At 66.3% G+C, this 23,530-nt stretch carries 25 protein-coding genes; 13 read left to right on the forward strand and 12 right to left on the reverse strand.

The annotated features are described in order from the left end of the window. The first annotated feature begins 54 nt into the window (after nt 1-54). Nucleotides 55-603: a hypothetical protein gene (locus tag J7I92_RS15120; RefSeq protein ID WP_214841762.1), complete on the forward strand. Its 549-nt coding sequence runs from the start codon at nt 55-57 to the stop codon at nt 601-603. A 76-nt stretch (nt 604-679) separates the two neighbouring features. Next, nucleotides 680-1,048, forward strand: coding sequence for a hypothetical protein (locus J7I92_RS15125; protein WP_214841764.1), 369 nt, complete (start codon nt 680-682; stop codon nt 1,046-1,048). A 66-nt stretch (nt 1,049-1,114) separates the two neighbouring features. Here the strand turns inward: J7I92_RS15125 and J7I92_RS15130 are convergent, their stop codons facing one another. Together J7I92_RS15130 and J7I92_RS15135 are read right to left on the reverse strand one after the other, a co-directional pair. Next, on the reverse strand, nt 1,115-1,837 hold the full coding sequence (locus tag J7I92_RS15130; protein WP_214841766.1) for a dienelactone hydrolase family protein: 723 nt from the start codon (nt 1,835-1,837) through the stop codon (nt 1,115-1,117). A gap of 126 nt (nt 1,838-1,963) precedes the next feature. Continuing rightward, entirely contained in the window at nt 1,964-2,140 is a 177-nt protein-coding gene (locus J7I92_RS15135) for a CsbD family protein (RefSeq protein ID WP_214841768.1), read from the reverse strand. 192 nt (nt 2,141-2,332) lie between these two features. Between J7I92_RS15135 and J7I92_RS15140 the strand changes: the two genes are divergently transcribed. The 6 genes from J7I92_RS15140 to J7I92_RS15165 all read left to right on the forward strand — a co-directional run bounded on the left by J7I92_RS15140 (nt 2,333) and on the right by J7I92_RS15165 (nt 7,434). Beyond that, complete coding sequence (locus J7I92_RS15140) at nt 2,333-2,806, forward strand: SRPBCC family protein (RefSeq protein ID WP_214841770.1); 474 nt, start codon at nt 2,333-2,335, stop codon at nt 2,804-2,806. After that, nucleotides 2,806-3,513, forward strand: a complete 708-nt coding sequence (locus tag J7I92_RS15145) for a pentapeptide repeat-containing protein (protein WP_214841772.1) — start codon at nt 2,806-2,808, stop codon at nt 3,511-3,513. The genes J7I92_RS15140 and J7I92_RS15145 overlap by 1 nt, the downstream gene beginning before the upstream one ends. 262 nt (nt 3,514-3,775) lie before the next feature. Then, entirely contained in the window at nt 3,776-5,002 is a 1,227-nt protein-coding gene (locus J7I92_RS15150; RefSeq protein WP_214841773.1) for a thiolase family protein, read from the forward strand. Further along, a complete protein-coding gene (locus tag J7I92_RS15155; protein WP_214841774.1) occupies nt 5,002-5,814 on the forward strand; it encodes an enoyl-CoA hydratase/isomerase family protein in 813 nt (270 codons plus the stop codon). The genes J7I92_RS15150 and J7I92_RS15155 overlap by 1 nt, the downstream gene beginning before the upstream one ends. Nucleotides 5,815-5,816: 2 nt before the next feature. Beyond that, a complete protein-coding gene (locus J7I92_RS15160; protein ID WP_285290116.1) occupies nt 5,817-6,743 on the forward strand; it encodes a 3-hydroxyacyl-CoA dehydrogenase family protein in 927 nt (308 codons plus the stop codon). 82 nt (nt 6,744-6,825) lie between these two features. Further along, complete coding sequence (locus J7I92_RS15165; RefSeq protein WP_214841775.1) at nt 6,826-7,434, forward strand: GNAT family N-acetyltransferase; 609 nt, start codon at nt 6,826-6,828, stop codon at nt 7,432-7,434. On the opposite strand, the gene J7I92_RS15170 is transcribed toward J7I92_RS15165, so the two are convergent. Next, nucleotides 7,431-8,231: an SGNH/GDSL hydrolase family protein gene (locus J7I92_RS15170; protein ID WP_214841776.1), complete on the reverse strand. Its 801-nt coding sequence runs from the start codon at nt 8,229-8,231 to the stop codon at nt 7,431-7,433. The genes J7I92_RS15165 and J7I92_RS15170 overlap by 4 nt on opposite strands. Before the next feature lie 196 nt (nt 8,232-8,427). On the opposite strand from J7I92_RS15170, the gene J7I92_RS15175 reads away from it, so the two are divergent. Then, the gene (locus J7I92_RS15175) at nt 8,428-9,141 is read left to right on the forward strand and encodes a tyrosine-protein phosphatase (protein ID WP_214841777.1); all 714 of its coding nucleotides are present in this window, start codon (nt 8,428-8,430) and stop codon (nt 9,139-9,141) included. A 21-nt stretch (nt 9,142-9,162) separates the two neighbouring features. Beyond that, a complete protein-coding gene (locus tag J7I92_RS15180) occupies nt 9,163-11,745 on the forward strand; it encodes a trypsin-like serine protease (protein WP_214841779.1) in 2,583 nt (860 codons plus the stop codon). Nucleotides 11,746-11,922: 177 nt separating this feature from the next. On the opposite strand, the gene J7I92_RS15185 is transcribed toward J7I92_RS15180, so the two are convergent. Next, entirely contained in the window at nt 11,923-13,206 is a 1,284-nt protein-coding gene (locus J7I92_RS15185) for an RNA polymerase sigma factor (protein WP_396020396.1), read from the reverse strand. A 233-nt stretch (nt 13,207-13,439) separates the two neighbouring features. On the opposite strand from J7I92_RS15185, the gene J7I92_RS15195 reads away from it, so the two are divergent. Then, nucleotides 13,440-14,033, forward strand: a complete 594-nt coding sequence (locus J7I92_RS15195; RefSeq protein ID WP_214841781.1) for a ferritin — start codon at nt 13,440-13,442, stop codon at nt 14,031-14,033. 166 nt (nt 14,034-14,199) lie between these two features. Here the strand turns inward: J7I92_RS15195 and J7I92_RS15200 are convergent, their stop codons facing one another. Together J7I92_RS15200 and J7I92_RS15205 are read right to left on the reverse strand one after the other, a co-directional pair. After that, nucleotides 14,200-14,907: a DUF4397 domain-containing protein gene (locus J7I92_RS15200; RefSeq protein WP_214841783.1), complete on the reverse strand. Its 708-nt coding sequence runs from the start codon at nt 14,905-14,907 to the stop codon at nt 14,200-14,202. Between the two features lie 108 nt (nt 14,908-15,015). Next, on the reverse strand, nt 15,016-15,432 hold the full coding sequence (locus J7I92_RS15205; RefSeq protein ID WP_214841878.1) for a PaaI family thioesterase: 417 nt from the start codon (nt 15,430-15,432) through the stop codon (nt 15,016-15,018). Between the two features lie 234 nt (nt 15,433-15,666). Between J7I92_RS15205 and paaZ the strand changes: the two genes are divergently transcribed. Further along, nucleotides 15,667-17,778 (forward strand): phenylacetic acid degradation bifunctional protein PaaZ, encoded by a 2,112-nt coding sequence (gene paaZ / locus J7I92_RS15210; RefSeq protein ID WP_214841785.1) that lies wholly within the window; start codon nt 15,667-15,669, stop codon nt 17,776-17,778. A gap of 171 nt (nt 17,779-17,949) precedes the next feature. Next, nucleotides 17,950-18,363, forward strand: a complete 414-nt coding sequence (locus J7I92_RS15215) for a VOC family protein (RefSeq protein ID WP_214841787.1) — start codon at nt 17,950-17,952, stop codon at nt 18,361-18,363. 106 nt (nt 18,364-18,469) lie between these two features. Here the strand turns inward: J7I92_RS15215 and J7I92_RS15220 are convergent, their stop codons facing one another. The 6 genes from J7I92_RS15220 to J7I92_RS15245 all read right to left on the reverse strand — a co-directional run bounded on the left by J7I92_RS15220 (nt 18,470) and on the right by J7I92_RS15245 (nt 23,450). Then, nucleotides 18,470-19,315: a DUF427 domain-containing protein gene (locus J7I92_RS15220; protein ID WP_214841789.1), complete on the reverse strand. Its 846-nt coding sequence runs from the start codon at nt 19,313-19,315 to the stop codon at nt 18,470-18,472. A 78-nt stretch (nt 19,316-19,393) separates the two neighbouring features. After that, entirely contained in the window at nt 19,394-19,999 is a 606-nt protein-coding gene (locus J7I92_RS15225) for a TetR/AcrR family transcriptional regulator (protein WP_214841791.1), read from the reverse strand. A 460-nt stretch (nt 20,000-20,459) separates the two neighbouring features. After that, nucleotides 20,460-21,134, reverse strand: coding sequence for a haloacid dehalogenase type II (locus J7I92_RS15230; RefSeq protein ID WP_214841793.1), 675 nt, complete (start codon nt 21,132-21,134; stop codon nt 20,460-20,462). A 34-nt stretch (nt 21,135-21,168) separates the two neighbouring features. Then, the gene (paaK, locus tag J7I92_RS15235) at nt 21,169-22,524 is read right to left on the reverse strand and encodes a phenylacetate--CoA ligase PaaK (RefSeq protein WP_214841795.1); all 1,356 of its coding nucleotides are present in this window, start codon (nt 22,522-22,524) and stop codon (nt 21,169-21,171) included. A 7-nt stretch (nt 22,525-22,531) separates the two neighbouring features. Then, on the reverse strand, nt 22,532-22,999 hold the full coding sequence (locus tag J7I92_RS15240; RefSeq protein WP_214841797.1) for a hotdog fold thioesterase: 468 nt from the start codon (nt 22,997-22,999) through the stop codon (nt 22,532-22,534). Nucleotides 23,000-23,129: 130 nt separating this feature from the next. Further along, the gene (locus J7I92_RS15245) at nt 23,130-23,450 is read right to left on the reverse strand and encodes a hypothetical protein (RefSeq protein ID WP_214841798.1); all 321 of its coding nucleotides are present in this window, start codon (nt 23,448-23,450) and stop codon (nt 23,130-23,132) included. Nucleotides 23,451-23,530 lie beyond the last annotated feature (80 nt).

A 23,530-nucleotide genomic window follows, 5' to 3' on the forward strand; every position in this document is an offset into this window, starting at 1 on the left:
CCCGCCTGCGGCGGCGCATCCTTGCGGTATCGGGTAATCCGCAGGAGGTGCGACATGGCACGGCAAATGGCTTCGGCAAATGTCCTCAAACATGAGCTGGCGGTGACAGTTCGGAAGAAGTCCACGGCCACGACATACAAGGTCTTCGATGTCCTTGCCGATTTGTCCGGCCATCGGGGCTGGGGAGGCGCCGAAGCATCACGGCTCGTGTCCATGGATGCTCCGGGGGGACCGGCCAGGACAGGAACGGAGTTCACCTCGACGTCAGAGGACGCCATCTGCCGGATTTGGGATTCTTCGGTGGTTACGGAAGCCGCCCGGCCAGCCACCTTCGAGAAAGTCACAGAATCCAGGCTGGAGACGAAGCGGAAAGGGACTCCGGCGCAATGGCTTCTGGTGCACCGCTACGAAATCGAACCGGACGGCGTCGGGAGCCAGATCACTTACACGTGCCGGCTGGTCCGCGCGGACGCGCTGCCGGGACCCTTGGCTCTCTTCGGAATTCCGGTCCTGCGCTCGTTCGCATCCCACGAGTGGGCGCACGCCAGCCGGGCAGGCCTGCTACGGCTCGTGGCGACGGCAGAAACCAACCCGCGGGCCTGACCCGCACTCAGCCCTGACCCGCACTCAGCCCTGACCCGCACCCACCAAGGCACAAATTCAAGGAAGGAACAGGACGATGGCAAAGCTAGCACGAGACGATTCGACAGCACGCACGGAAAGCATGACAGGCTACGAGGGCCGCTTCCGGGAGGCGGACGGCTATACGCTCGCCTTCGAAAATTTCGAAGAGGGCGGCGACTTCACTCCGTTCTACCGTGGCCTGCCGGATGATCTGTGCCAGAGCCACCACTGGGGCTACGTCATCCGCGGGCGGCTCATCATGCACACGCCCGCAGGAGACGAGATCGTCGAGGCCGGCGAAGCGTACTACGCCGCACCCGGACACACGGATGAGCTCGATCCCGGGACGGAATTGGTGGAGTTCAGTCCCACCGACGAGCTCGCCCGCACACTCGAGGTAGTGGCGAAAAACCTCGCGGCTTAAGGAAGGAGCGCGAACGGACACTTGTGGCCCCCGGGGGCGGGCCGCAAGTGTCCGTTCGCGCCGGGTTCAGTCCTTCAGGTGGCGGGCGAAGTGGTCTTCGATCCGCTGCCACGCTTCGGCGGCGGCGTCCGGATCCGGTTTGATGCCCATGACGCGGAACAGCGGGCGCAGCGGCCGCGGCCCTTCCTCGGCGTCGTTCATGAAGGCATGGCCGGCGCCGTCGAACTCCTTGATGTCGTGCTCGACGCCGAGCGTTTGCAGCGCGGCCCCGAGTTTGGCTGCGCCGCCGGGAAGGGTGCGGTCCGCCTTGCCGAAGTTGCCCACTACGGGACACGCGCCCCGCAGCGCCTCTTCCGGGTTCCTGGGCAGCCTGCCGTAGTTGACGGCGGCGGCGTCGAAGCCGTCGTTGGCGATCAGCAGGGCAAAGCCGCCGCCCATGCAAAATCCGATCACGCCGATCTTGTCGTTGATGCGGCCCGACTGCTTCAGCCAGGCCCGCCCGGCGGCCAGATCCGCGAAGGCCTTGCCGGAGCCCGAGCGCAGCGACCTCATGGTGGCGACGAGGCAGCGGCGGGTCCCGCCGTCGCTGAACAGATCCACCGCCAGCGTGAGGTAGCCCGCAGCGGCCAGCCGGTCTGCCTGGCGCCGGGCAATGTCGTTCAGGCCGAACGCCTCGTGGATCATCAGGGCGGCGGGAAACGGGCCGGTTCCCGCAGGTTCCGCGAGGTATCCGCGCAGGTTGCGGGAGCGGGCGGCCACGCCGGTGTTCCCGAGGTCGATGATCGTCATCGTGCGGACCTTCCGCTGGCGGTTGCTGTCCAGCCGAGAATGTCACACAAATAAAGACGGCGGGCACCCCCAAGGAATACCCGCCGCCATTTCCCGGACGGGAGCACGGCCCCCGCCTCAGACGCTTTAGTCTCTCTTGAACTCATCCTTCACGTTTTCGCCAACTTTCTTGGCGTCGGCAACAACCTGGTCCTTCTGGCCCTCTGCGCGCAGACGGTCATTATCGGTGGCGTTGCCGGCCGCTTCCTTGGCCTTGCCGCCAAGGTGCGCTGCCTCGTTCTGAATTTTGTCCCCGATACCCATGGTGTCTTCCACCTCTCGTCGCCGGAAAAACTAAGCACTTTCACCCTAACACAAAGCATGCTTACTATTTCAAGGGTGAAGGCGCATCAATCGTCACTGGACCGGCGCCGTCGAGCCCGTCTTTCACTCCCGGCGCCGCCACTCCCGCGCCGTGACTGACGGCTGTTTGTGCTCCCGGCTAGGCTCGAGGGCATGGAGCACCAGACCATCATCACGCAGCATGTAAACGCCAGCCCGGACAAGGTCTGGGCCGTGATCTCGGACATCCCGGGCTCCGCCGCCACGCTTTCCGGCGTCGACTCTATCCAGATGCTCAGCGAAGGCGGGTACGGCGAAGGCACCCGCTGGAAGGAAACCCGCAGGATGATGGGCCGTGCCGAAACCGTGGAAATGTGGGTGTCCCAGGCCGAACCGCCGTCGCCGACGCAGCCTGGCAGCACCACCGTCAAAGCACTCCAGGGCGCCGCGGACTACACCACGCGGTTCCGCCTTGCCGAGCGCGACGGCGGGACGGACCTCACGCTGACCTTCGGCGCGGAGATGGTCAAACCCACCCTTGCGGGCAGGATCCTGATGGCACTCTTCGGCAGGATCGGCATGAGCATCACCAGGAAGGCGCTGGCCAAAGATCTCGCTGAGATTGCGGCGAAGGCCGAGTCGCTCTGATGACGGGAAATACGGCCGCGGGAAAGGCTGCCGCTGGCAAAGCTGCCCGGGGAAAAACGCCGAAGGTAACAGCCCCCAGGCTTTCTCCGGTCAGGCTTGAGGAGCTTCACGATCAGCCGTCGCCGGATTTCCGGCGAGGCGAAAAGTACGACGGCGAGCGGTTCAGCCGCGCCGATGCCGACGGTCTCGAACTCAGCGGCACGGGCTTCGCCGAGTGTGAGTTCAACGGGGTCTCCTTCAATGAGACGCAGCTGCGCGGCGCCACGTTCCGGGACTGCATCCTCGCTGAGCTCTATGCCCCGGTGCTAACTGCGGCGAGGGCCACCCTCCGGGATATCGAGATCAGCAATCCCCGGTGGGGGTCGGCCGAGCTGTACGAGAACGGCTGGACCTCGGTGCGGATCGACGGCGGCAAGCTGGACTACGTGAACCTGCGCGGTTCAAGGCTGACCGACGTGCAGATCAGCGACTGCATCATCAACGAGCTGGACCTTGGCTCCGTCACAGGCACACGCGTGGCGCTCAAGAACTGCACCATCGGCACGCTCGACCTGGCCGGCGCCAAACTCAAGGACTTCGACCTGCGCGGCACGGACTTCCGCACCATCAGCGGGCTCGGGAACCTGGCCGGCGTGGTCATCGACGACTACCAGCTGAGTCTGCTCGCGCCGCTCCTGGCAGCCCACCTCGGCGTAGTGGTCCTGTAGCCCAACCCCTCTCCTGGTTGGAGTTTTTGTCCACTTATCGCGAGATAGAGCGGCTTTATCTCGCGATAAGTGGACAAAAACTCCAAGGGAAGGGCCAAGGGGAGGGGCCCGCGCGGGACGGCTCGGGAGCCGGGTGCGGTTGACCCCTTGCGGTCGCCGTGTAATCTTTATAGAACGAACGGTCGGTAAATTAGCGCTCGGAGTTCGAACGCTGGTTGCCGCCGCAGATGACATTGTCGTTTATCGCGTGAAGGGTGTTTCCATGGCCGCAGTAGCAGGACCGCAGGCATTTTTGGTGGGCGGTGCCCGGACGCCGGTAGGCCGCTACGGTGGCGCCCTTTCCGCCGTCCGTCCCGACGACCTTGCCGCCCTGGTGGTCCGCGAGGCCGTCTCCCGGGAGGGCCTTGACCCGGACTCCATCGAGGAAGTGATCCTCGGCAACGCCAACGGCGCGGGCGAGGAAAACCGCAACGTGGCCCGCATGGCCACCCTTCTGGCCGGGCTTCCCCTCCACATCCCCGGCATCACCGTCAACCGGCTGTGCGCCTCCGGCCTGAGCGCCATCATCATGGCCAGCCAGATGATCAAGGCGGGCGCTGCGGACATCGTGATCGCCGGCGGCGTGGAGTCCATGAGCCGCGCCCCCTGGGTGCAGGAAAAGCCGCAGACGGCCTTTGCCAAACCCGGTGCCATCTTCGACACCTCCATCGGCTGGCGGTTCGCCAATCCGCAGTTCCAGAAGGGCGAGCTGTCCCGCGACGGAAAAATGACCTACTCCATGCCGGAGACGGCCGAGGAAGTGGGCCGGGTTGACAACATCTCCCGCGAAGACGCCGATGCCTTTGCCGTCCGTTCCCACGAACGCTCCCTCGCGGCCATCGCCGCGGGCCGGTTCAAGGACGAGATCGTTCCGGTGACGGTCAGGAACCGCAAGGGCGAAACTGTTGTGGACACCGACGAAGGCCCCCGCGAAGGCACCACAATGGACGTCCTCGCCGGGCTCCGGCCCGTGGTCAAGGGCGGCTCCATCGTGACAGCCGGCAACTCCTCAACCCTGAACGACGGCGCCTCCGCCATCATCGTGGCCTCCGAAGCGGCCATCCAGAAGCTCGGCCTCACCCCGCGCGCACGCATCATCGACGGCGCCTCGGCGGGCTGCGAACCCGAGATTATGGGCATCGGCCCCGTCCCCGCCACCCAGAAAGTGCTGGGCCGCAGCGGCTACAACGCCGGTGACCTCGGCGCCGTCGAACTTAACGAAGCGTTTGCCACCCAGTCGCTTGCCTGCATGCGGCGGCTCCGGCTGGACCCGGACATTGTGAACAACGACGGCGGCGCCATCAGCCTGGGGCACCCGCTCGGTTCCAGCGGCTCACGGATCGCCATCACCCTGCTGGGGCGGATGGAACGCGAAGACGCCAAGTTGGGTCTCGCCACCATGTGCATCGGCGTCGGCCAGGGCACCGCGATGCTGCTGGAGCGCGTGTAGTGGCGGCCCCGGAAAGCGCGAACGGACACTTAAGCACCCTGGCCTTCCGCACCCTCCTGGTCGAGGAGCGCGACGACCGGGTTGTCGTGCTCCTCAACCGTCCGGAGGTCCGCAACGCCATCGACCAGCAGATGGTGGACGAACTCCACCTCGTCTGCGCGGCGCTGGAACAGAACCCGAAAGTGCTGATCATCGCGGGTGTCGACGGCGTGTTCGCCTCCGGTGCGGACATCGCCCAGCTGCGCGAACGGCGCCGGGACGACGCCCTGCAGGGCATCAACTCCACGATCTTCGTCCGGATCGCCAAGCTGCCGATGCCCGTCATCGCGGCGCTGGACGGCTACTGCCTGGGCGGCGGAGCGGAGCTCGCCTACGCTGCCGACTTCAGGATCGGCACGCCCAGCGTACGGATCGGCAACCCCGAAACCGGCCTTGGCATCCTGGCCGCCGCCGGCGCCAGCTGGCGGCTGAAGGAGCTGGTGGGCGAACCGGTCGCCAAGCAGATCCTGCTGGCCGGCCTGGTGCTCCGCGCCGAGCAGGCCCTCGCCGTCAACCTCATCACCGAGATCCACGAGGCCCCCGTTCTGATGGACGGCGCCCACGCACTCGCCGACAGGATTGCCCGGCAGGACCCGCTGGCCGTCCGGATCACCAAGTCAGTGTTCCACGCACCCGCGGAGGCACACCCGCTGATCGACCAGCTGGCGCAGGGGATCCTGTTTGAATCCCAGGCGAAGTTCGACCGCATGCAGACATTTTTAGACAAGAAGTCCGCCAATAAGACAGACGAGAAGTCAGACGGGACGAAGTAACCATGAGCAATTCCGTACATCCGGCGTACGTTCCCGCGGACCTTTCGGGCAGTGACGCCGCAGGTAACCTTCCCGGCGGCACCCTTCCCACTCGCGTGGGGGTCCTCGGCGGCGGCCGGATGGGGGCCGGCATCGCGCACGCGTTCCTGATCAACGGCGCCGACGTCCTGGTGGTCGAGCGCGACGAAGCCTCGGCCGAAGCCGCGCGGGGGCGCGTGGAGTCCGCAGCCGCGAAGAGCATCGAGCGCGGCGCGACGGACGGCAACCTGGACGAGATGGCGTCCCGCCTTTCCGTAACCGTGGACTACGACGACTTCAAGGACCGCCAGCTGGTGGTCGAAGCCGTTCCGGAGGACTGGGACCTGAAGGTCGCCTCCCTGCGCGGAATCGAAGAGCGGCTGTCCGAGGCCGCATATCTCGCCTCCAACACGTCCTCGCTGTCCGTCAACGGGCTGGCCCGCGAACTGAAGCGTCCGGAGAACTTCCTGGGCCTGCACTTCTTCAACCCGGTGCCCGCATCCACCCTGATTGAAGTGGTGCTCGGCGAACAGACCTCCAGCGACCTGGCCGCCGCGGCGAAAAGGTGGGTCGAGGCACTCGGCAAGACCGCCGTCGTCGTCAATGACGCCCCCGGTTTTGCCTCCTCGCGGCTGGGCGTGGCGATTGCCCTGGAGGCCATGCGCATGGTGGAGGAAGGGATCGCTTCCGCCGAGGACATCGACAACGCGATGGTGCTGGGCTACAAGCACCCCACCGGTCCGCTGCGCACCACGGACATCGTGGGCCTGGACGTCCGGCTGGGGATTGCCGAGTACCTGCAGTCAACGCTGGGGGAGCGCTTCGCGCCGCCGCAGATCCTGCGCGACAAGGTGGCCCGCGGCGAACTCGGGCGGAAGACGGGCAAAGGCTTCTTCGACTGGCCCGCTTAGTGCGCAGGGGCTTAGCGCCCGCGCAGCGTCCTGGAATCCGATTCGGCGGTGAGCAGCCTAGTGGTGACCCTAGGATGATGCGATGACTTCCCTGGAACCCATCATTCTCACCGGTCAGCACGTCGTCCTCGAGCCGCTCAGCCACGCGCACCACGACGGCCTGGTTGAGGCTGCCCGCGACGGTGAGCTTTGGAAGCTTTGGTACACCAGCGTGCCCGCGCCGGAGAACATGGCCGCAGAGATCGACCGCCGCCTCGGGCTCCAGCAGGCGGGTTCCATGCTGCCGTTCACCACACGCCTGCTGGACCCCGCCACCGGCGGTCCCGGCCGGGTCATCGGGATGACCACCTACATGAATATCGACGCCGCCACTCCCCGCGTGGAGATCGGCTCCACATGGAATGCGGCTTCTACGCATGGCAGCGGCAGCAACCCGGATTCGAAGCTGCTGCTGCTGCGGCACGCCTTCGAAACGCTGGGGTGCCCCGCCGTCGAGTTCCGCACGCACTGGCTCAACCACCAGTCCCGGGAAGCCATTGCGCGGCTGGGAGCCAAACAGGACGGCGTGCTGCGCAGCCACTCCCGGACGGTAGATGGCCTGCTCCGGGACACCGTGGTGTTTTCAATCCTCGAGCACGAGTGGCCCATGGTCCGCGCCGGCCTGGAGTTCAGGCTCGCGAAGCAGCGCTAGTTCGTCGAATAGACACCCTCGGCTGCAAGGGCTTCGTAGTAAGCCTGGTACCCGGCCGCATTAGGGTGGAAGCTGTCCGGCCCCGCCGGATTGATCCAGGGATCGATGCTGTTCGCGGCGTGTCCCGCAAATTCATCCGTCACGTCCACATACTCGGCGCCGGAGGTGTACGCGGCTCTGGCGATCGCTGCGTTCAGAGCGGTCGTCGCATTGTTGGCGGCCGTCATGAACGCAGCTTCTTCCGGCGTCCTGGCATTAGCGGGGTCGAACAGGTACGGATAGCCCGTGAGGACGATCCGTGCCTTGGGGGATTCCTCCCGGACGGCTTCGACCAGGGCGACCAGCCGGCCTTCCACCTGGCTGATCATGCCCGTGGCGAGCGCGAGGGCGTTGGCGCATTCCACGCTCGACGGCGCCGTGGAGCAGGCCACGAGCACAGCCGTTGAATTGATGTCGTTTCCGCCGGCGGTGATGGTCACGAGCGTGATGCCATGGTTCAACCGGTCCAGCTGGTTTGCGGCGACATCAAGCGTGGTGGCCCCGCTGCAGGCCGCATTCTCGGCCAGTCGGACCGCCTTGCTTGCGTCTGCATCTGCTGCATAGCTGTTGCTGCTGAGGAGACACTCCGTGTCCAGGTACGACCCCCCTCCCTGCCCCGCGGCGTAGGAATCACCCAAAGCAACGTACGCGATCGGCCGGGCGGCTTCCGCCGGTGCCGCCAGTCCCAGGGCCAGCGCCAGCGTAGCCAGGCCGGCCGCGAATGCCGCGCGCCGACGTCGTAATATCCGGTCACTCATCAGTTTCCCCTTTGCTCTGAACTGTGCCCCGGGCTGCGTGGCCATGGGCCAGCGGCTTAGCCGCAAGTACGCCTTACAGTACGCCCGCGTCGGCTAGGACGACACGGGCCGGAGTACCCGTATGTTTGCCGGCCGCCACCCCATTTTTCGGCCGGTACCCGTGCCGGATGTCGGGGGTCTGTGATTAGCTGTCTGGATGGAACAGCCTGGAGAGCCCGTGCACTGGGACGGAGCCGTAAATGCGTGGCGCATTTCCGGCAGCGTTTTCCGCATGGGCCGCCGGGAATGGCTCACCGAAGCCGGCTGGCAACAGGCGTACGACGACGGCGTCCGCACCGTGATCGACCTGCGGAACCCTTCCGAACACGGGCTCAGGGTAACCGATCCGGCGGTGAGTTCGGAGGTGCTGGCGGCGTTCGACGTCGTTCACGCTCCCACCGAAGACCCGGACCACCCGGAGTTCAAAGAATTGTGTTCCCCGTACCTGAATGATCCGGCGTGCTACGCGGCCAACGCCCGGCTGTTTCCGGACAAGCTTGTGGCAGTCTTCAAGGCTGTCGCGGCCGCCCCTGCCGGTGTGGTGATCCACTGCTCGGCGGGGCGGGACCGCAGCGGAATGGTGGCGGCCATGCTCCAGGACCTCACGGGTGCCCCCGACCACGAGATCGTCTCCGGCTATCAGGCCGCCATGCGGGCCATCAACGAGCGCCACCGGATGCTCGGTCCGCCGCACAAACACGAGCGGTATCTTGATGAGGACGCCCTGCTTCCCCTGCTGGAGAGGCGCGGCGGCGGAGCACTGGAATTTGTCCGACGGCTGGATACGACAAACTATCTTTTGCAGCACGGGCTGACCGCAGCCGAACTGGCTTCCATCCGGTCCGGGCTGGCCAGCAGGATGACGATGTAAACGAAAATCTGGGGGGACACTTTGACGCATCATTCGGGGCGGAAGCGGATCAACCGCGCCCTGGGGCTGGCTGCCACGGCCGCGCTGGCACTCGGCTCCACTTTTCTCGCGGTTCCCGCCCTCGCGGAGTCGGGCTCGCCGGTTACTGATCCTTCCGTCTCGGTGCCGGCTGCGGGGGCCCCACCTGCTGCTGGTGCCGCACCTGCTGGTGCGGCACAGGCTCCGGGCGGTTCCGCCCCCGCCATCAGCGATGCCGGACTGACGGAAGCCGTCCTCCGGGATCTGGGCATGACGCTGGAACAGTTCAACGCCGCCGGTGACCAGGGCAAACGCGTGGCCGACGCCGTTGCCTCCTTGCGCTCACTGCCCGGCTATGTGGGAATCAGTTTGAAGGACGGCCGGATCGTAGTCGAAGGCGCCGGCCCGGAGCTTGGGGCCCGCGTCGCTGAACTAAATGCTGCGGGCCCTCGTAAGGCGGGCGGGGCGGGTGAGTTTGTCCTGGTGGCACCGGCCACGATCCCCGCCGCCGCGACGGCTGCCGCCACTGCCGGCCCCTCTGCCGCGCCGTCCGCCACTCCCACGGCGACAGTGGCGGGAGCGCCGCCCGAAGCGGAAGAACCGGAACGCGTCGCAGCCAGCACGGACCAGCTGTTCAAGGACTATGTCCGGGAGGTAGGCGCAGCAGGCCTCCAGGCTGTTGCCTACGCCAACGGCAGCTTCGTGATCCGCACCGGCGGCACCAACCAGCCGGAGGCCGGCGGGGCCCGCGCAACCGTATCGGAAACGCCGGCAGGCGGGGCCCGCCCAACCGTATCGGAAACGCCAGCCGGCGGCGCTTCCGGATCCCCGGCGTCGGCCTCGCCGTCCGAATTCGTGGCGCGTTACTCGAACGTCCGTCTTGAACATGGCAAACCGCTTGCCCCGGAGGAGGACTTCTTCGGCGGGGAGGGCTACTTCTTCAACAACGGCGTTATATGTTCTGCGGGGTACGGCGCGTACAGCCCGGCCGGGGAGCCCCTGGTGCTTACCGCCGGGCACTGCACCGAGGACGGAACGCTCTCAACGGCAAACGTGGAGCGTCCGGACTCGCCGTCGGAGAACCTGCTCGGCACCCTGGGCTTCAGCCAGTTCGGCGGTCCGGGCAATTCCTGGATTACCGGCGACGAACTCAACCCCGGAAACGTCGGCACGGACATCGCCGTTATTCAGGACATCCGGCCCGGCCTTGAACTTCAGCCCGCAGCTTCGCGCTGGGATGCCCCCTCCGATCCCGGAGCCACGGCAGTGAAGATCATCGGGGCCACCTCGCCGTCGGTGGGGCAGCCCGTCTGCCGGTCAGGCCGCAGCGCCCGCTGGTCCTGCGGCACCGTGGACGAAGTGGGAATCTACGTCGTCGGCGGCATCACCGCGGACGCGGCCGACCTCCGGGCCTTCCGCGGCTTCCTGTCCTACTCCGTCCAGTCCAGCGGCGGCGACTCCGGCGGTCCCTGGATCAGCGGAAACTTCGCCGTCGGTACACATTCCGCGGGTGACGCCGTCGTTCCCGGCGAACCGGTCAACAACTTCGCCGTGGCCACCACGCTGGAGGACGCCTTGACCCGCCTGCCCGGCGTTCAGCTTCAGCTGTTCCTCAACAAACCCGCACTCACGTCACCTGCTAACGGCGGCGGGGTGGCAGTCGGCCGGTCCATCACAGGACAGGTGCCGGCGGCCCCGGCATCGGCCGTCGCAGCCGGTTCGGCCGTCCGCATCACGGTCCCCGGACAGGATCCGGTGGACGTCCCCGTGGACGCTACCGGACAGTGGCAGTTCACGGCTCCGTCCCAGACCGGCCGGCTGCAGTTTGCGGCCGAAACCATCAACGGCTTCAGCCGCTCCGGGGCCAGCTCCTTCGACGTCACCGTGCTGCCGTCGGAGCTGCCGGCCCCTGCCATTGCCAGCCCGGGGGAAGGCGCATCCCTTACCGCCCTTGAGAGGATTGAAGGAACCGGAACACCAGGGGCAACCGTGGAGCTCTCCGGCGGCGCCACGGGGCAGGGCGTGGTAGGGCTCGACGGCAAATGGGCGGTGCCCGTCACCGGAAACGCGGCGTACGGGACCTTCGCGGTCCGGGCAATCCAAACCGCACCGGGAGTCGCTGACAGCCCGGCGGCGATCCGTAGCTTCACGGTGGTCCCGCCGGCGCCCTCGGTCACCGGCATTCAAAACGGCCAGCATTTTGCCCATGATGCTGTTCCCCAGCGCATCTCGGGTTCCGCGCTGAACGGTGCAACGGTCAGTGTCACGCTCGACGACGTCGAGGCAGCACAGGCCGCTTCCGACGGTTCGTGGAACTCGCCGCTGCCGGCAGGGCTGGGAGCGGGGACCCACACCGCGGTGGCCAGCCAAACGGTCGACGGCGCCACCTCGGCACCGGTGACCGTCACCTTCGTCATCGACCCCGCCCCGGTCCTGGTGGCCGCCGCGGTTACGTCTCCGCGGAGCTCGGGCCAGTTGCCGGCCACGGGCGCGGACGGTCTTCTCACCGCGGCGGGATTCGGGGCCGGCGTGCTGCTCGTGGGCGCTATTGCCCTCCTACTGGTCCGACGCCGTTCGCGCCGCTGAAACTCGCCCACAGAAGCCCCCGAGTTTTTGTCCACTTATCGCGTCCAAAAGCGCCTATATCTCGCGATAGGTGGACAAAAACTCCAGGCCAGGCCAGGCCGGCTATTGCAAGTCGGCCAGCCGGAGGTCCGGGCCGAACACCTCGGTGTCTGGAGCATGGCTGGTCTTTCCGGTTCTTTAGTCTTCCGCCACCAGTTCACCTCGGGCCAGGCTGTCCGATGAGTGCCCGAGGTTTCCGTCGAATGGTTCGTTGGAGACATCGACGATGGGATATTCCGCGAGGTTGAGCCCCTCGGGCAGCGCGAAGACGCCCGGATCGCCGTCCAGGACACCGAGGCTGATGAGTTTGGAGAGGTCCGGCGCGATCACCCAGACTTCCCGGAAGCCGCTCACCTGGCCGTTGGCAAGGCGGACCACCAGTTGGCGGGTTCCATTCGGAAGCTGCTCCACCACGGCCGTACCGCTGGCCGTGTAGGGCTTGAGCGGTTCCAGGGGCGCCTCCGCCAGAAGCACGGCCTGCGGAGCGGTCTGGGTGGGCGAAGGCTCCGCTTCCGGTCCCCGCCCGAGCAGGCTGTAGGCGGCCCAGACAGCGACCGCGCCGACCACGATTCCGGCCGCTGCAGCGGCCGGTGCAACCCAGGGCCGGGCAACCGCGCCCGTCCTCGGAGGACCTGTCCTCCCGCCCCGGGCGGGCGGCCCGAGCGGCGCCGGCCGCTTCGCCGTCGAACGCCCGGCGGAACCCACCGCCGACGTCGCGCTTCCCAAACCGCCCACCACCGCCGACGTCGCGCTTCCCAAACCGCCCACCACCGCCGTCGTCGCGCTTCCCGCCGAAGGCCGCCGGCTCAACGGATCCTGCGCCTGGTCGGGGGAAAGGCCCAAAGCCTGATGGATGGCCGCCCAGTTGTGCGGGCCCGGCGTCGCCAGTTCCACTTCGGCGGGGTCCACCGTGGCGGCACGGACGGTGCGTTCCAGGGCTGCGAGCGTGCCGGCGCATTCGCCGCAGGCCGCCAGGTGTTCGGCGTCGGCCGGGCTCCCGGCTGGCTCGCCCAGGGCCAGCAGGCTCAGCAGTTCGGCGTCAAGATGTTCCACGGCTTCCACGTCGGCTACGGGCGGCCCGGCGATATGGTCATCGCCCACGAGCTGCCCGACGGCTTGTTCCAGCTCTTGCCGGCGCATGCGGACGGACAGCGCGTCGGCCACGGCATTGCGGGTTATGCCAACCACCCAGGCAGGCAGCCGGGCTGCCTGGGGCCGGTAGCTGGCGCGCGATTTCCAGGCCTGGATGAAGACTTCCTGGGTGACGTCGCCGGCCGCTGCGCGTTCCCCCAACGATCGCAGCGCGAGCGTATACACCAGCGGGCTCAGCCGCCTGTAGGCCTCCGCGAGGGCCGCTTCCTGGCCGGCTGCGAACGCATGATCGAGAGCGACGTCCCAATCGTGCGGGCCGGCAGGCGTCATCAATGGCTCCTTCGAGCGGCAGTGAGACCTGTGGAACCACATTCTGCCGTTCCCGCTGGCAGTCCGCCAGGCACAGCGGCCAGCCTGAAGCGAGACCCAGGCCGAAGCGTTAGGGTCTTGACCCTCCACCCCGCCGGGAGCAAGCTCGATGCAGACCCTCCGGCAACTCCGGGCCCAGTTGAGCCGCCGTGCCGCGGGGCCTCAGCCTTGAACCCCGACTGGAGGAGAGCCCAATGAGCACGGAAAAATTCAATGATCTGCTCGCCAAACAGGTGGGCATTGAGTTCGCGGCGTCGCAGCAGTACATCGCCGTTGCCGCCTGGTTCGACGGACAGGATTTGCCCAGGCTTGCCAAGCACTTCTACCGGCAGTCGTTGGAGGAGCGGAACCACGCGATGATGATGGTCCGGTACATCGTGGATCGCGGAATCAGGATTTCCATTCCGGGGATCGACCCAGTCCGGAACGACTTCACCTCCGCGGAGGAACCCCTGGTTCTGGCCCTCGCCCAGGAGGTGGACGTCACGGAACGCATCAAGGAGCTTTTCGCTGCGGCCCGGGCGGAAAACGATGCCCTCGGTGAGCAGTTCATGCTCTGGTTCCTCAAGGAGCAGGTGGAGGAGGTTGCGTCCATGTCCACGCTCCTGAACGTCGCACGCCGGGCGGACAACCTGTTCGACGTCGAGATGTTCCTTGCCCGCGAGAGGGTTGGCGACGCCGGCGGCGGAGGCGGCGGGCACGGCCACGGCGGTGGCCACCACCACGGTCACGGGGGACATGGCGGCGGCGGCTCCTCGACGCCGGAAGCGGCAGGCGGGGCGCTCTAACGCACGACGGATGCCTAACGCACGACGACGGGCTAACGCACGACGACGGGACGTCGGGTGTGGGGGTTCAGCGCGTCCGCGGCCCCGCACGTTTGTGGGGCGCCCGTCAGACGGCCCCACCGGGAACGGCCGCCAGTGATGGCGGAACCGTTCCCCAGGAACGGGGTCAGCGGCGTCCGCACCACCTGTCTTCGGAGTCAACAACCTGGACGGCCACGGCCAGGTTGCCGTCGGCCAGGCTTCCCCAGGCGTAGACGATCGTGTTCTTGCCGGCCTCGACCGTGACGTCAGCGGGCCCGATCACCGGGGCTGTGGTTCCGGCCGCAGACACCGAGGCGGAGATGGTCCCGGCCTCGAGCTTCAGGGTAGCTTCGTCGGGATTGCTGAGTCCCTCGATCACTGCCGCTCCGCCGGCCAGGACGTCGACGGCGGGAGCTGCGGCCACGTGCCGGACGGTCAGCTTGCCCTTGTTGTCGTTGCGGAGAGCCTTCGTGTCGTTGGTGAAGAGCGTGGCCGTCGGGGCGCCGTCGGCGGTGAGGTGGGCCACCGCTGTGTAATTTCCGCCGTCGTTGAGTTCAACATTCACCGGCCCGATCACCGGGTTGTCGGCGCTGGTGGCGTCCGAGGCGGTGATGGCGATGTCGTAGTCGCCGGCCGCGAGCTCCAGCGGACCGGCGAGGGTGCACGGAGCAAAGTCGTCAAGGGTGAGGTTGCCGTCCACCCAGACGTCCACGGTCAGGCCGGGCACGCCGTGCAGGACGGAGAGCTTCGCGGGGGCATCGTCGTGCTGCCAGCCGCCGGCCTGTGCCGGGGTTGCGAAGGTCAGTGCAACCACGAGCGACAGTGCTCCGGCGGCGTAGCTTGTTTTGCGCATTTCAAACTCCTCAGAGGGACGCCCGGTGTCGGGCTGTGTTTGTGCTTACGCCCCTTACTACCGGCGGGAGCTCCTCTTTGGATGCAAAGTAATGAAAGTTTTTGGGCGTCAGTTCTTCCGGTCCAGCAGCAGGTTGGTGATCCGGAGGGTGCACAGGCGCTCGCCGGCCTCGTTCGTGAGCAGTACCTCGTGCGTGGTCAGCGTGCCGCCCAGGTGGATGGGCGTGGCCGTGATGGTGATCCGGCCTTCCCGCGCCGATTTGTGGTGGGTGGCGGAGACGTCCACGCCGACAGCGGTCTTGCCCATGGTGCTGGCGTGGATCACGGCCGCCCACGACCCCACGGCCTCACCCACGGCCAGCGAGGCACCGCCGTGAAGCAGCCCGAACGACTGCCGGTTGCCCTCCACCGGCATCGTGGCGACAACGCGTTCCACGGATTCCTCGACGATTTTCACGCCCATCTTCTCGTCGAGTTCACCGAGCGTGATTTTCCACAGCTCGGCGTTGCGGGTTTCGGACTGCATGGCCACTTCTCTTTCCTCGGGGTTACGGCGGGCTTCGGGCTACGGCGGGGGATGTGCCGGACGTGCCGGCTGGACCGGCATGACTGGCCGGCGGTCTCACCGGCCGGGGAACCGGTCCGCATTCTCTAGTGTGCAGCACGGGACATTCATGTACTGTAGACATATTACCGAACGGACGGTCAGTAATGCACTGACCGTGATGATCTTGCCCCGCGCAGGAAGGACCCGTCAACGATGACCACCACTGCAACTGCTCCGACATCCTCACTCGACACCGTGGAGACCGTCCCCAGTTTCGTCCGGGACGCCTGGTGGACGCCCGACGCCGACGCCGCGGCTTCCGCTGTTCCCGTCCTGGACGCCAGCACCGGCGAGCTCCTGGCTAAGGTGAGCACCGAGGGACTGGACCTTGCCGGCGTCGTGGATTACGGACGCACCACCGGCCAGACGGAACTCGGCGCGCTGACCTTCCACCAGCGGGCCCTGAAGCTGAAGGAACTGGCGCAGTACCTGAACGCCCGCCGCGAACACTTCTACGAACTGTCCGCGCAGACCGGTGCCACAAAAATCGACTCCATGGTGGACATCGACGGCGGCATCGGCGTGCTCTTCACCTTCGGATCCAAGGGCCGGCGCGAGCTGCCCAATTCGCAGGTTGTGATTGACGGTCCCATGGAGGTCCTGTCCCGGGACGGCTCCTTCGTCGGCGAGCATATCTACACCCGCATCCCCGGCGTCGCTGTGCAGATCAACGCCTTCAACTTCCCGGTCTGGGGCATGCTGGAGAAGTTAGCGCCCGCGTTCATCGCCGGCGTTCCCACCATCGTCAAGCCCGCCACTCCCACCGGGTATGTGGCTGCGGCCGTGGTCAAGGCCATCGTAGAGTCCAACATCCTGCCGAAGGGTTCCCTGCAGCTCATCTCAGGCTCGGCCCGGACGCTCCTGGACCACCTTGACTACCGCGACCTCGTCGCCTTCACCGGCTCAGCTTCCACGGCAAACTCGCTCAAGTCGCACGACAATGTCGTGCACGGCGGCATCCGGTTCTCGTCCGAGACGGACTCGCTCAACGCCGCCATCCTGGGTCCGGACGCGGTTCCCGGGACGCCCGAGTTCGATGCCTTCATCAAGTCCGTGGTCACTGAAATGACCGTCAAGGCCGGCCAGAAGTGCACCTCCATCCGGCGCACCATTGTGCCGCAGGAGCTGGTGTCCGACGTCGTTGCCGCCGTGGGTGCCCGCATCGACGAACGCGTGGTGCTGGGTGACCCCCGCGCAGAAGGCGTCACCATGGGTGCCCTCGCTTCACTTGAGCAGCTCGCCGGCGTCCGTGCCGCCGTGCAGTCCATGATCGACGCCGGCGGCGAGCTGGCGTACGGCACGCTCGATTCACCCAAGGTGACGAAGGCTGACGGGGGAGTCGGTGTCGTCGAAAGCGGCGCCTTTATGTCCCCGGTGCTGCTGAGCTGGGCGGACGCCGAGGCTGAGGAAGTCCACTCGCTGGAGGCCTTCGGCCCGGTTTCGTCCGTGCTCGGCTACACCGACCTGGCCGACGCCGTCCGCCTCGCCGCCCGCGGTGGCGGCTCCCTGGTGGCTTCGGTGTGCACCAACGATCCATCCGTGGCGCAGGAACTGGTTACCGGGATCGCTGCGCACCACGGCCGCGTCCTGATGCTCAACCGCGAGGACGCCCGCAGCTCCACGGGCCACGGTTCGCCGGTCCCGCACCTGGTCCACGGCGGCCCGGGCCGTGCCGGCGGCAGCGAGGAACTGGGCGGCATCCGCTCGGTGATGCACCACATGCAGCGCACCGCCATCCAGGGCTCGCCCAACATGCTCACGGCCGTCACAGGTGTCTGGCACACCGGCGCCGACCGGAACTTCACTGTGGAGACTGAGTCTACCCACCCGTTCCGGAAGTCGCTCGAGACCCTGCGGATCGGCGACGCCGTCCGTTCCGAACTCCGCCAGGTCACGTTGGAGGACATCACCGCGTTCGCCAACTCGACCGGCGACACCTTCTACGCGCACACCAACCAGGAAGCCGCGGAAGCCAATCCGTTCTTCCCGGGCATCGTTGCGCACGGCTACCTGCTGCTGGCTTGGGCTGCGGGGCTGTTCGTTGAGCCGGCTCCGGGCCCGGTCCTGGCGAACTACGGCCTCGAGAACCTGCGCTTCATCACGCCTGTTGCCGCAGGCGACTCCATCCGCGTCACGCTGACGGCGAAGAAGATCACCCCGCGCGAGACGGACGAGTACGGCGAGGTGGCCTGGGACGCAGTCCTGACGAACCAGAACGAGGACATCGTAGCCACCTACGACGTCCTCACGTTGGTCGAAAAGTAACCTCCGCCCACCGACTCCCCCACCCGACGCTCTCTCACTTCCTGCGGGTTTTCCCCAAACGCTCTCTCACCCAGGTGAGAGAGCAGGAAGTGAGAGGGCGTTTGGGCCTATGTTTCGTAAGATCTTTCTCCCACCCTCGGGCGTAAAATTTTCAGCGTAGGAGGTGGCGAAATGACCCTAGTACTGAACACAGCCACAACCGTTTTGCCCGTGGATGACAAAGAGCGTGCCCGTCGTTTCTACGCGGAAACTCTCGGACTTCCCCATCGCGGCGTGGCGGACGACGGAAGCGAATTGTTCGGCACTGACGGCGGCGCAATGCTGCAGTTGATGCCCGTGACGGATGGCAAGCACTCCGAGCACACCACCCTGAGCTTTGAGGTCAGGGACATCGAACGGACAGTCGACGAGATGGAGTCACGCGGCGTCCGATTCCAGGATTACGATCGTCCTGATGTGAAAACTGGCGAACACCACGTTTGTACTACCGATTCCGAGAAGTGCGCCTGGTTCATGGACACCGAGAACAACATTCTTTGCGTTCACGAAAGCCTCGGTATGCAGCAGGCCGAATACCAGCTCTAGACTGCTGGCAGGGCCAAGAAGACGGGCGTTCCGGCTCAGCGGGACGCCTTATCTTTGCCCCGTCACCGATTCCCGCACCGGCTCGCCGTCATTGGCTGGCCCCCTGTCACTGACCCGCCTTCACCGACCACGGCGTCACCGGCCGCTCCTGGCGGACGCCGTCCACCGTAATGTCCACACGTTCGTTGAAGAAGCACACCAGCCCGTGGATCTGGGCGGCATCGCGATACCTCTGGTCATACATCCATGCAATGTTTTTCCCGTTCTCGGCAAGCGGGTAGGTCCAGTAGCTTGCCACCCCTTTGTACGGGCACACGGTCTTCTTGGGGCTGGGGTCCATCAGGTCCAGCCGGACGTCCTCCGGCGGGAGGTAGTAGCGCACCGGCAGCATGGTCTCGTACAGCAGCTGGGCGCCGTTCGTGGTGGCCAGTGTGACGTCGTCGAGCCTTACATCCACCGTGAGCGACGACGCCCGGACGTCCACCCGGTGGAACGGATCGCGCGGGTGGCCGATGATCTCCTCGTCGTCCTCCAGCCAGTCGAACGCCTTGAAGTCCAGCACCACATAGCCGGCGATGTCCGGGTCGGTCGGCCGGAAGGCTGCGCGGGGCAGCCTCGCGCCGGAGGTCACGACGTCGAGCTCCTCGCCTGGCGTGGTGTGCTTGCCGAAGCCGGTGCGCGGATCCAGCGACGGCGGGGCGTCCAGCATGATCTTGACCCCGTATTCGGGCACGTCGCCCGCCTGCTGCCCCGGCGGTGCCAGCTCGCCGCGAACGTCGACTTCCGGGACTGCATAGACGGGCGTGATGCGCTTGGGCTCCCACACGAGCAGCGCGTAGAGGGTGTCGACGACGACGTCCCCACCAGCCATGGCACGCACCCTTTTGGCGGTGGGCTGGTAGCGCAACTGGGAGAACGTACCGAAGAGAACTTCGGACAATTTGGTGGCCATGACTACAGGGTGGGCCCCCCTCATCCCGCCGTCAATGACTGCCCGCGCTGCTCGTTTTCAGGTGTGAGAGAAAAGGGCCTAGCGTGCTGCGTTCAGTCCCCTGAACGCCATAGTGATGACGTCGTCAGCCAGTTTTTCCGGCGACAGCGAGCCGCCCGGCTTGTACCATTCGACGATTGAGTTGATGGTGCCGAACAGGAGCCGCGTGACCGTGCGCGGATCGATGTCCTCGCGGAGCGAGCCTTCATCACGGGCAGCGGAGATCAGGGCCGCCACCTTGTGGTCGAAGGTGCGCCGGCGTTCCATGGCGTCGCGCTCGATGTCCGTGTTGCCGCGCAGGCGCAGGAGCAGCGTGACGAACGGAAGCCGCTCCACCAGCACCGAAATTGTTTGCCGGAGCACGAATTCCAACCGGGCTTCGGCAGTTCCGGTCCGGGCCTGGGGCTGGTCGAGAATGGCCTCCAGTCCGCCCAGTGCGTGCTCCAGGGCGAGCTTGAGGAGGTCCCCCTTGGACGGCACATGGTGGTAAATTGCCGACTTGGAGATGCCCAGGTTTTCGGCGAGGATGCCCATGGACGTGGCGTCGTAGCCGTGGCGGTTGAAGACTTCGACGGCGATCTGCAGCACCGACTGCTGGTCGTATCCCGGGCGGCCGCGCTTGGTGGGTGCATCAGTTGTGGACATAACGGCTATTTTCTCATGAACGTTCGGTCAATTGGTGTAACCGGCGTCATATACCCGAAAACCCTTGCTTGAGCGTGGCCCGGGTGCTAGAAAATTTGTAGGAGTAAGTACCGGTCCTGGGACCGGGTTACAGCTTCGATTAGCTTCTAATTCAAGGGGTTTCGGAACCGGGACTTCAAAGACCGGGACGGGATCAGGCACATTGGGCTGCCCTATTTGGCGGTTAGCCATTGGCACGTCGCAGCGCTGTCGCGCATTGGCAGCAGTGCACTGAATGCCTCCCGCAAAGATGGTCCCCGGCTATGCAGCCGGGGACCATCCCCGTGTCCGGAGCCTCGCCATGGACCGCCCAGCAGAGCGCGAACGGACACTTGGGGCCCTGGTCCGGCGGGCCCCAAGTGTCCGTTCGCGCTGGGAAGCAGGCCACAAGTGTCCGTTCGCGCTGGGTGGCGGGGCGGGTTCAGGCTTCCAGGGCTGCCGGGAGTTCGGGTAAGGCGTTTATCGTGATGTCCGGGGACTGGAAGTACGACGGGTAGGCGGCGCCTGTCCGGTTCAGCCATGCCGTCCGCAGTCCGGCCTTGGCCGCCCCGTGGATATCCCAGGGGTGCACGGCGACGAGCAACATTTCCGCAGCGCCCGCTCCGGCCGAAGCCGCAGCATACTCGTAGGCCGCCGGGGCCGGTTTCCATGCCGGGGCGTCCTGGACCGAGAGCAGCAACTCGAACTCGTCCCGGATCCCGCCCTCGTTGAAGAGCCTTTCGGTCATGGCGGTTGCGCCGTTGGTCAGGGTGATCAGCCGGTATCCAGCGCCTGTGAGTGCCCTGACCCCCTCGGGGACATCCGGGTGCAGGCCGAGGTCCCGCATGCCTTTCATCACGTGTTCGACTGCCCGGTCCAGGTCTCCGGTGGTCCCTTCCGCAACCAGCAGTCCGCGGAGGGCCTCCGCTCCCAGGACTGCGAAGGAGCCGTTGTCTCCGCTGGCTGTAAGCGCGAATCCGTCGCGCAGCAGGCTGGCAAACCACAGCTTTACCAGTTCCTTCGGGGCGCCCACTTCGGCGAACCGGTTCCCGAGCGGGGCCATGTCCGAAAGGGTTTCATTCACGTCAAAGACAATGACAGATATGGCCGTGCTCATCGATTCTCCTTCAGCGGTCCGGATTCCCCTGACCCTACCCCTTGGGGCGCATGTCGTAGATCCGGCGGAGCTTGCCGTTTGAACGCTCCAGCGAGCCCGGCTCAACCACGTCCACGGTGCATGAAGAACCCACGTGGATCTTGATCTGTTCGCGCAGGGTGCGTGCCGCCGTCGAGCTTTGCTCGGGGGTGACGGCGTCCCGGCGTTCGATCCGGACGGTCAGCTGGTCCATCCGCTGGCCCTCGGGGCGGGTGAGCTCCAGCTGGAAGTGCGGGCTCAGCTCGGGGATGCGCAGTGCGATCTCCTCGATCTGCGAGGGGAACAGGTTCACGCCGCGCAGGATGATCATGTCGTCGCTGCGGCCGGTGATGCGGCCCATCCGGCGGTGTGCGGGGCGGGCAGTGCCGGGCATCAGGCGGGTGAGGTCCTTGGTGCGGTAGCGGATGATGGGCAGCGCTTCCTTGGTGAGTGATGTGAACACCAGCTCGCCGTGTTCGCCGTCGCCCAGGACTGAGTCCACGCCGACGGCGGGATTGAACGCGTCGATGATCTCGGGGCGGAAGTGGTCCTCCCAGATGTGGCTGCCGTCCTGGGTCTCCACGGCTTCGCCGGCCACGCCGGGGCCCATGACCTCGGACAGGCCGTAGATGTCGCAGGCCTTGATGTTCATGGTGGTTTCGAGCTCGTGGCGCATTTCCTCGGTCCACGGCTCGGCACCCAGGACGGCGTACTTGAGCGAAGTGGAGGCCGGGTCGATGCCCTGCTTCATCATCGCGTCGGCAATCGTCAGCAGGTAGGTGGGGGTGGCCAGGATCGCGTCGGGCTTGAAGTCCTGGATGAGCGTGATCTGGCGTTCGGTCTGTCCGCCGGAGATGGGGATGACGGTGCAGCCGAGGGCTTCGGCACCCGCGTGGGCACCCAGGCCGCCGGTGAACAGGCCGTAGCCGTAGGCGTTGTGAACCTTCATGCCGGGGCGGATGCCGGAGGCGCGGAAGGAACGTGCCACGAGCTTGGCCCAGTCGGCGAGGTCCTTTTTGGTGTAGCCCACCACGGTGGCGCGGCCGGTGGTGCCGGAGCTGGCGTGGATGCGGGCCACCTCGTTCTGGGGCACGGCGAACATGCCGAAGGGGTACTCCAGCCGGAGGTCCTCTTTGGTGGTGAAGGGGAACTGGCCCAGGTCGGACAGCTCGCGGAGGTCGGTGGGGTGCACCCCGGCCTCGTCGAACTTGCGCTTGTACAGCGGGACGCGGTCGTAGGCGTACGCGACGGTGTGCTGGAGTCGGCTGAGCTGCAGCGCCTCCAGCTCGTCGCGCGACATGGTTTCTTCGGGGTCCAGTCCGGCGCCTGTTGGAGCGGTGGGGGTAGGGGTTTCGGGGGCATGCAGGGTCATGGTTTACCTACTTCTTGGAGATGGTGCGGCTGCGTCCGCGGAACTCGGCGATGAGCTCGCCCGGATTGCCGGAGTCGGGGCCGGAATCCGGCTGGGGGGCGGCGGCGAAAATCTGGATGTCGTACAGGCCGCTCCGCCCGGCGGTGGAGCGGCGGTCCGCGACGGCGGTGATCACCTGCCCGCGGTAGGCGGGCTTGAGGAAGTTGATGTCGACGCCGGCGGCAACGGTGATGTTGTTTTCCTCGCCGGGTGCCGGGTTGACCGGGTTGCAGGCCAAGGCAAAAGCGGTGTCGCCGAAGGCGAAGATCATTCCGCCATGGGCCATGCCGAAGCCGTTGAGCATTTCCTGCCGGAGGGTCATGCGGATGGTGGCGTGACCGTCGCTGAGGGCGAGGACCTGGATGCCCATCCACTCGGAGGCATAATCGTTTTCAAGGATGGGGTGGGTGGCCCCGGAGATTGTTGCTTCAGCCATGCGTCATTGCCTCCAGCTTTATTTACCGAATGTTCATTAGGTAATCCCATTTTGGGGCATGCTGTCAAGAGCAGGGGCCCGCTGAGTGCCGGATCGGGGGCCGGATCGAGTGCCGGATCGAGGGGCCCGATCAGGGTTCCGGATCGGGGCGCTCGAACGTCAGGGACCACGGATTGCTTCCGGCACCCGTCTGGACCCAGCCGTCCTGTTCGATCTGGCGGATGAGGTGCTGGACGGTATGGGACATGACGTGCGTCCACGCCGCCTCAGGTGCCGAGGGCGACACGGGCGTGGGTGTGGTGATGGTGTCGCTGGAATACCGGATCTCGCTGCCCACGCGGGCAACGAACCTCAGCAGCGAACTGCCTTTTGGCGAGGAGATGGCGGCGAGCAGGCGGGCCCACCAGGACGTGCCGCCGACGTCCTGGAGCTCAACCTGAAGAGTTTCCAAGGTGTCCTCTGTTTCCTCGTCTCTCCAGCATGACGGATGACACCCGGGCGCGAAAGTGTCAAAGGTCCTGACAGGACGCC

Source organism: Arthrobacter sp. ISL-72 (assembly GCF_018613755.1).
Classification (GTDB): Bacteria; Actinomycetota; Actinomycetes; order Actinomycetales; family Micrococcaceae; genus Arthrobacter.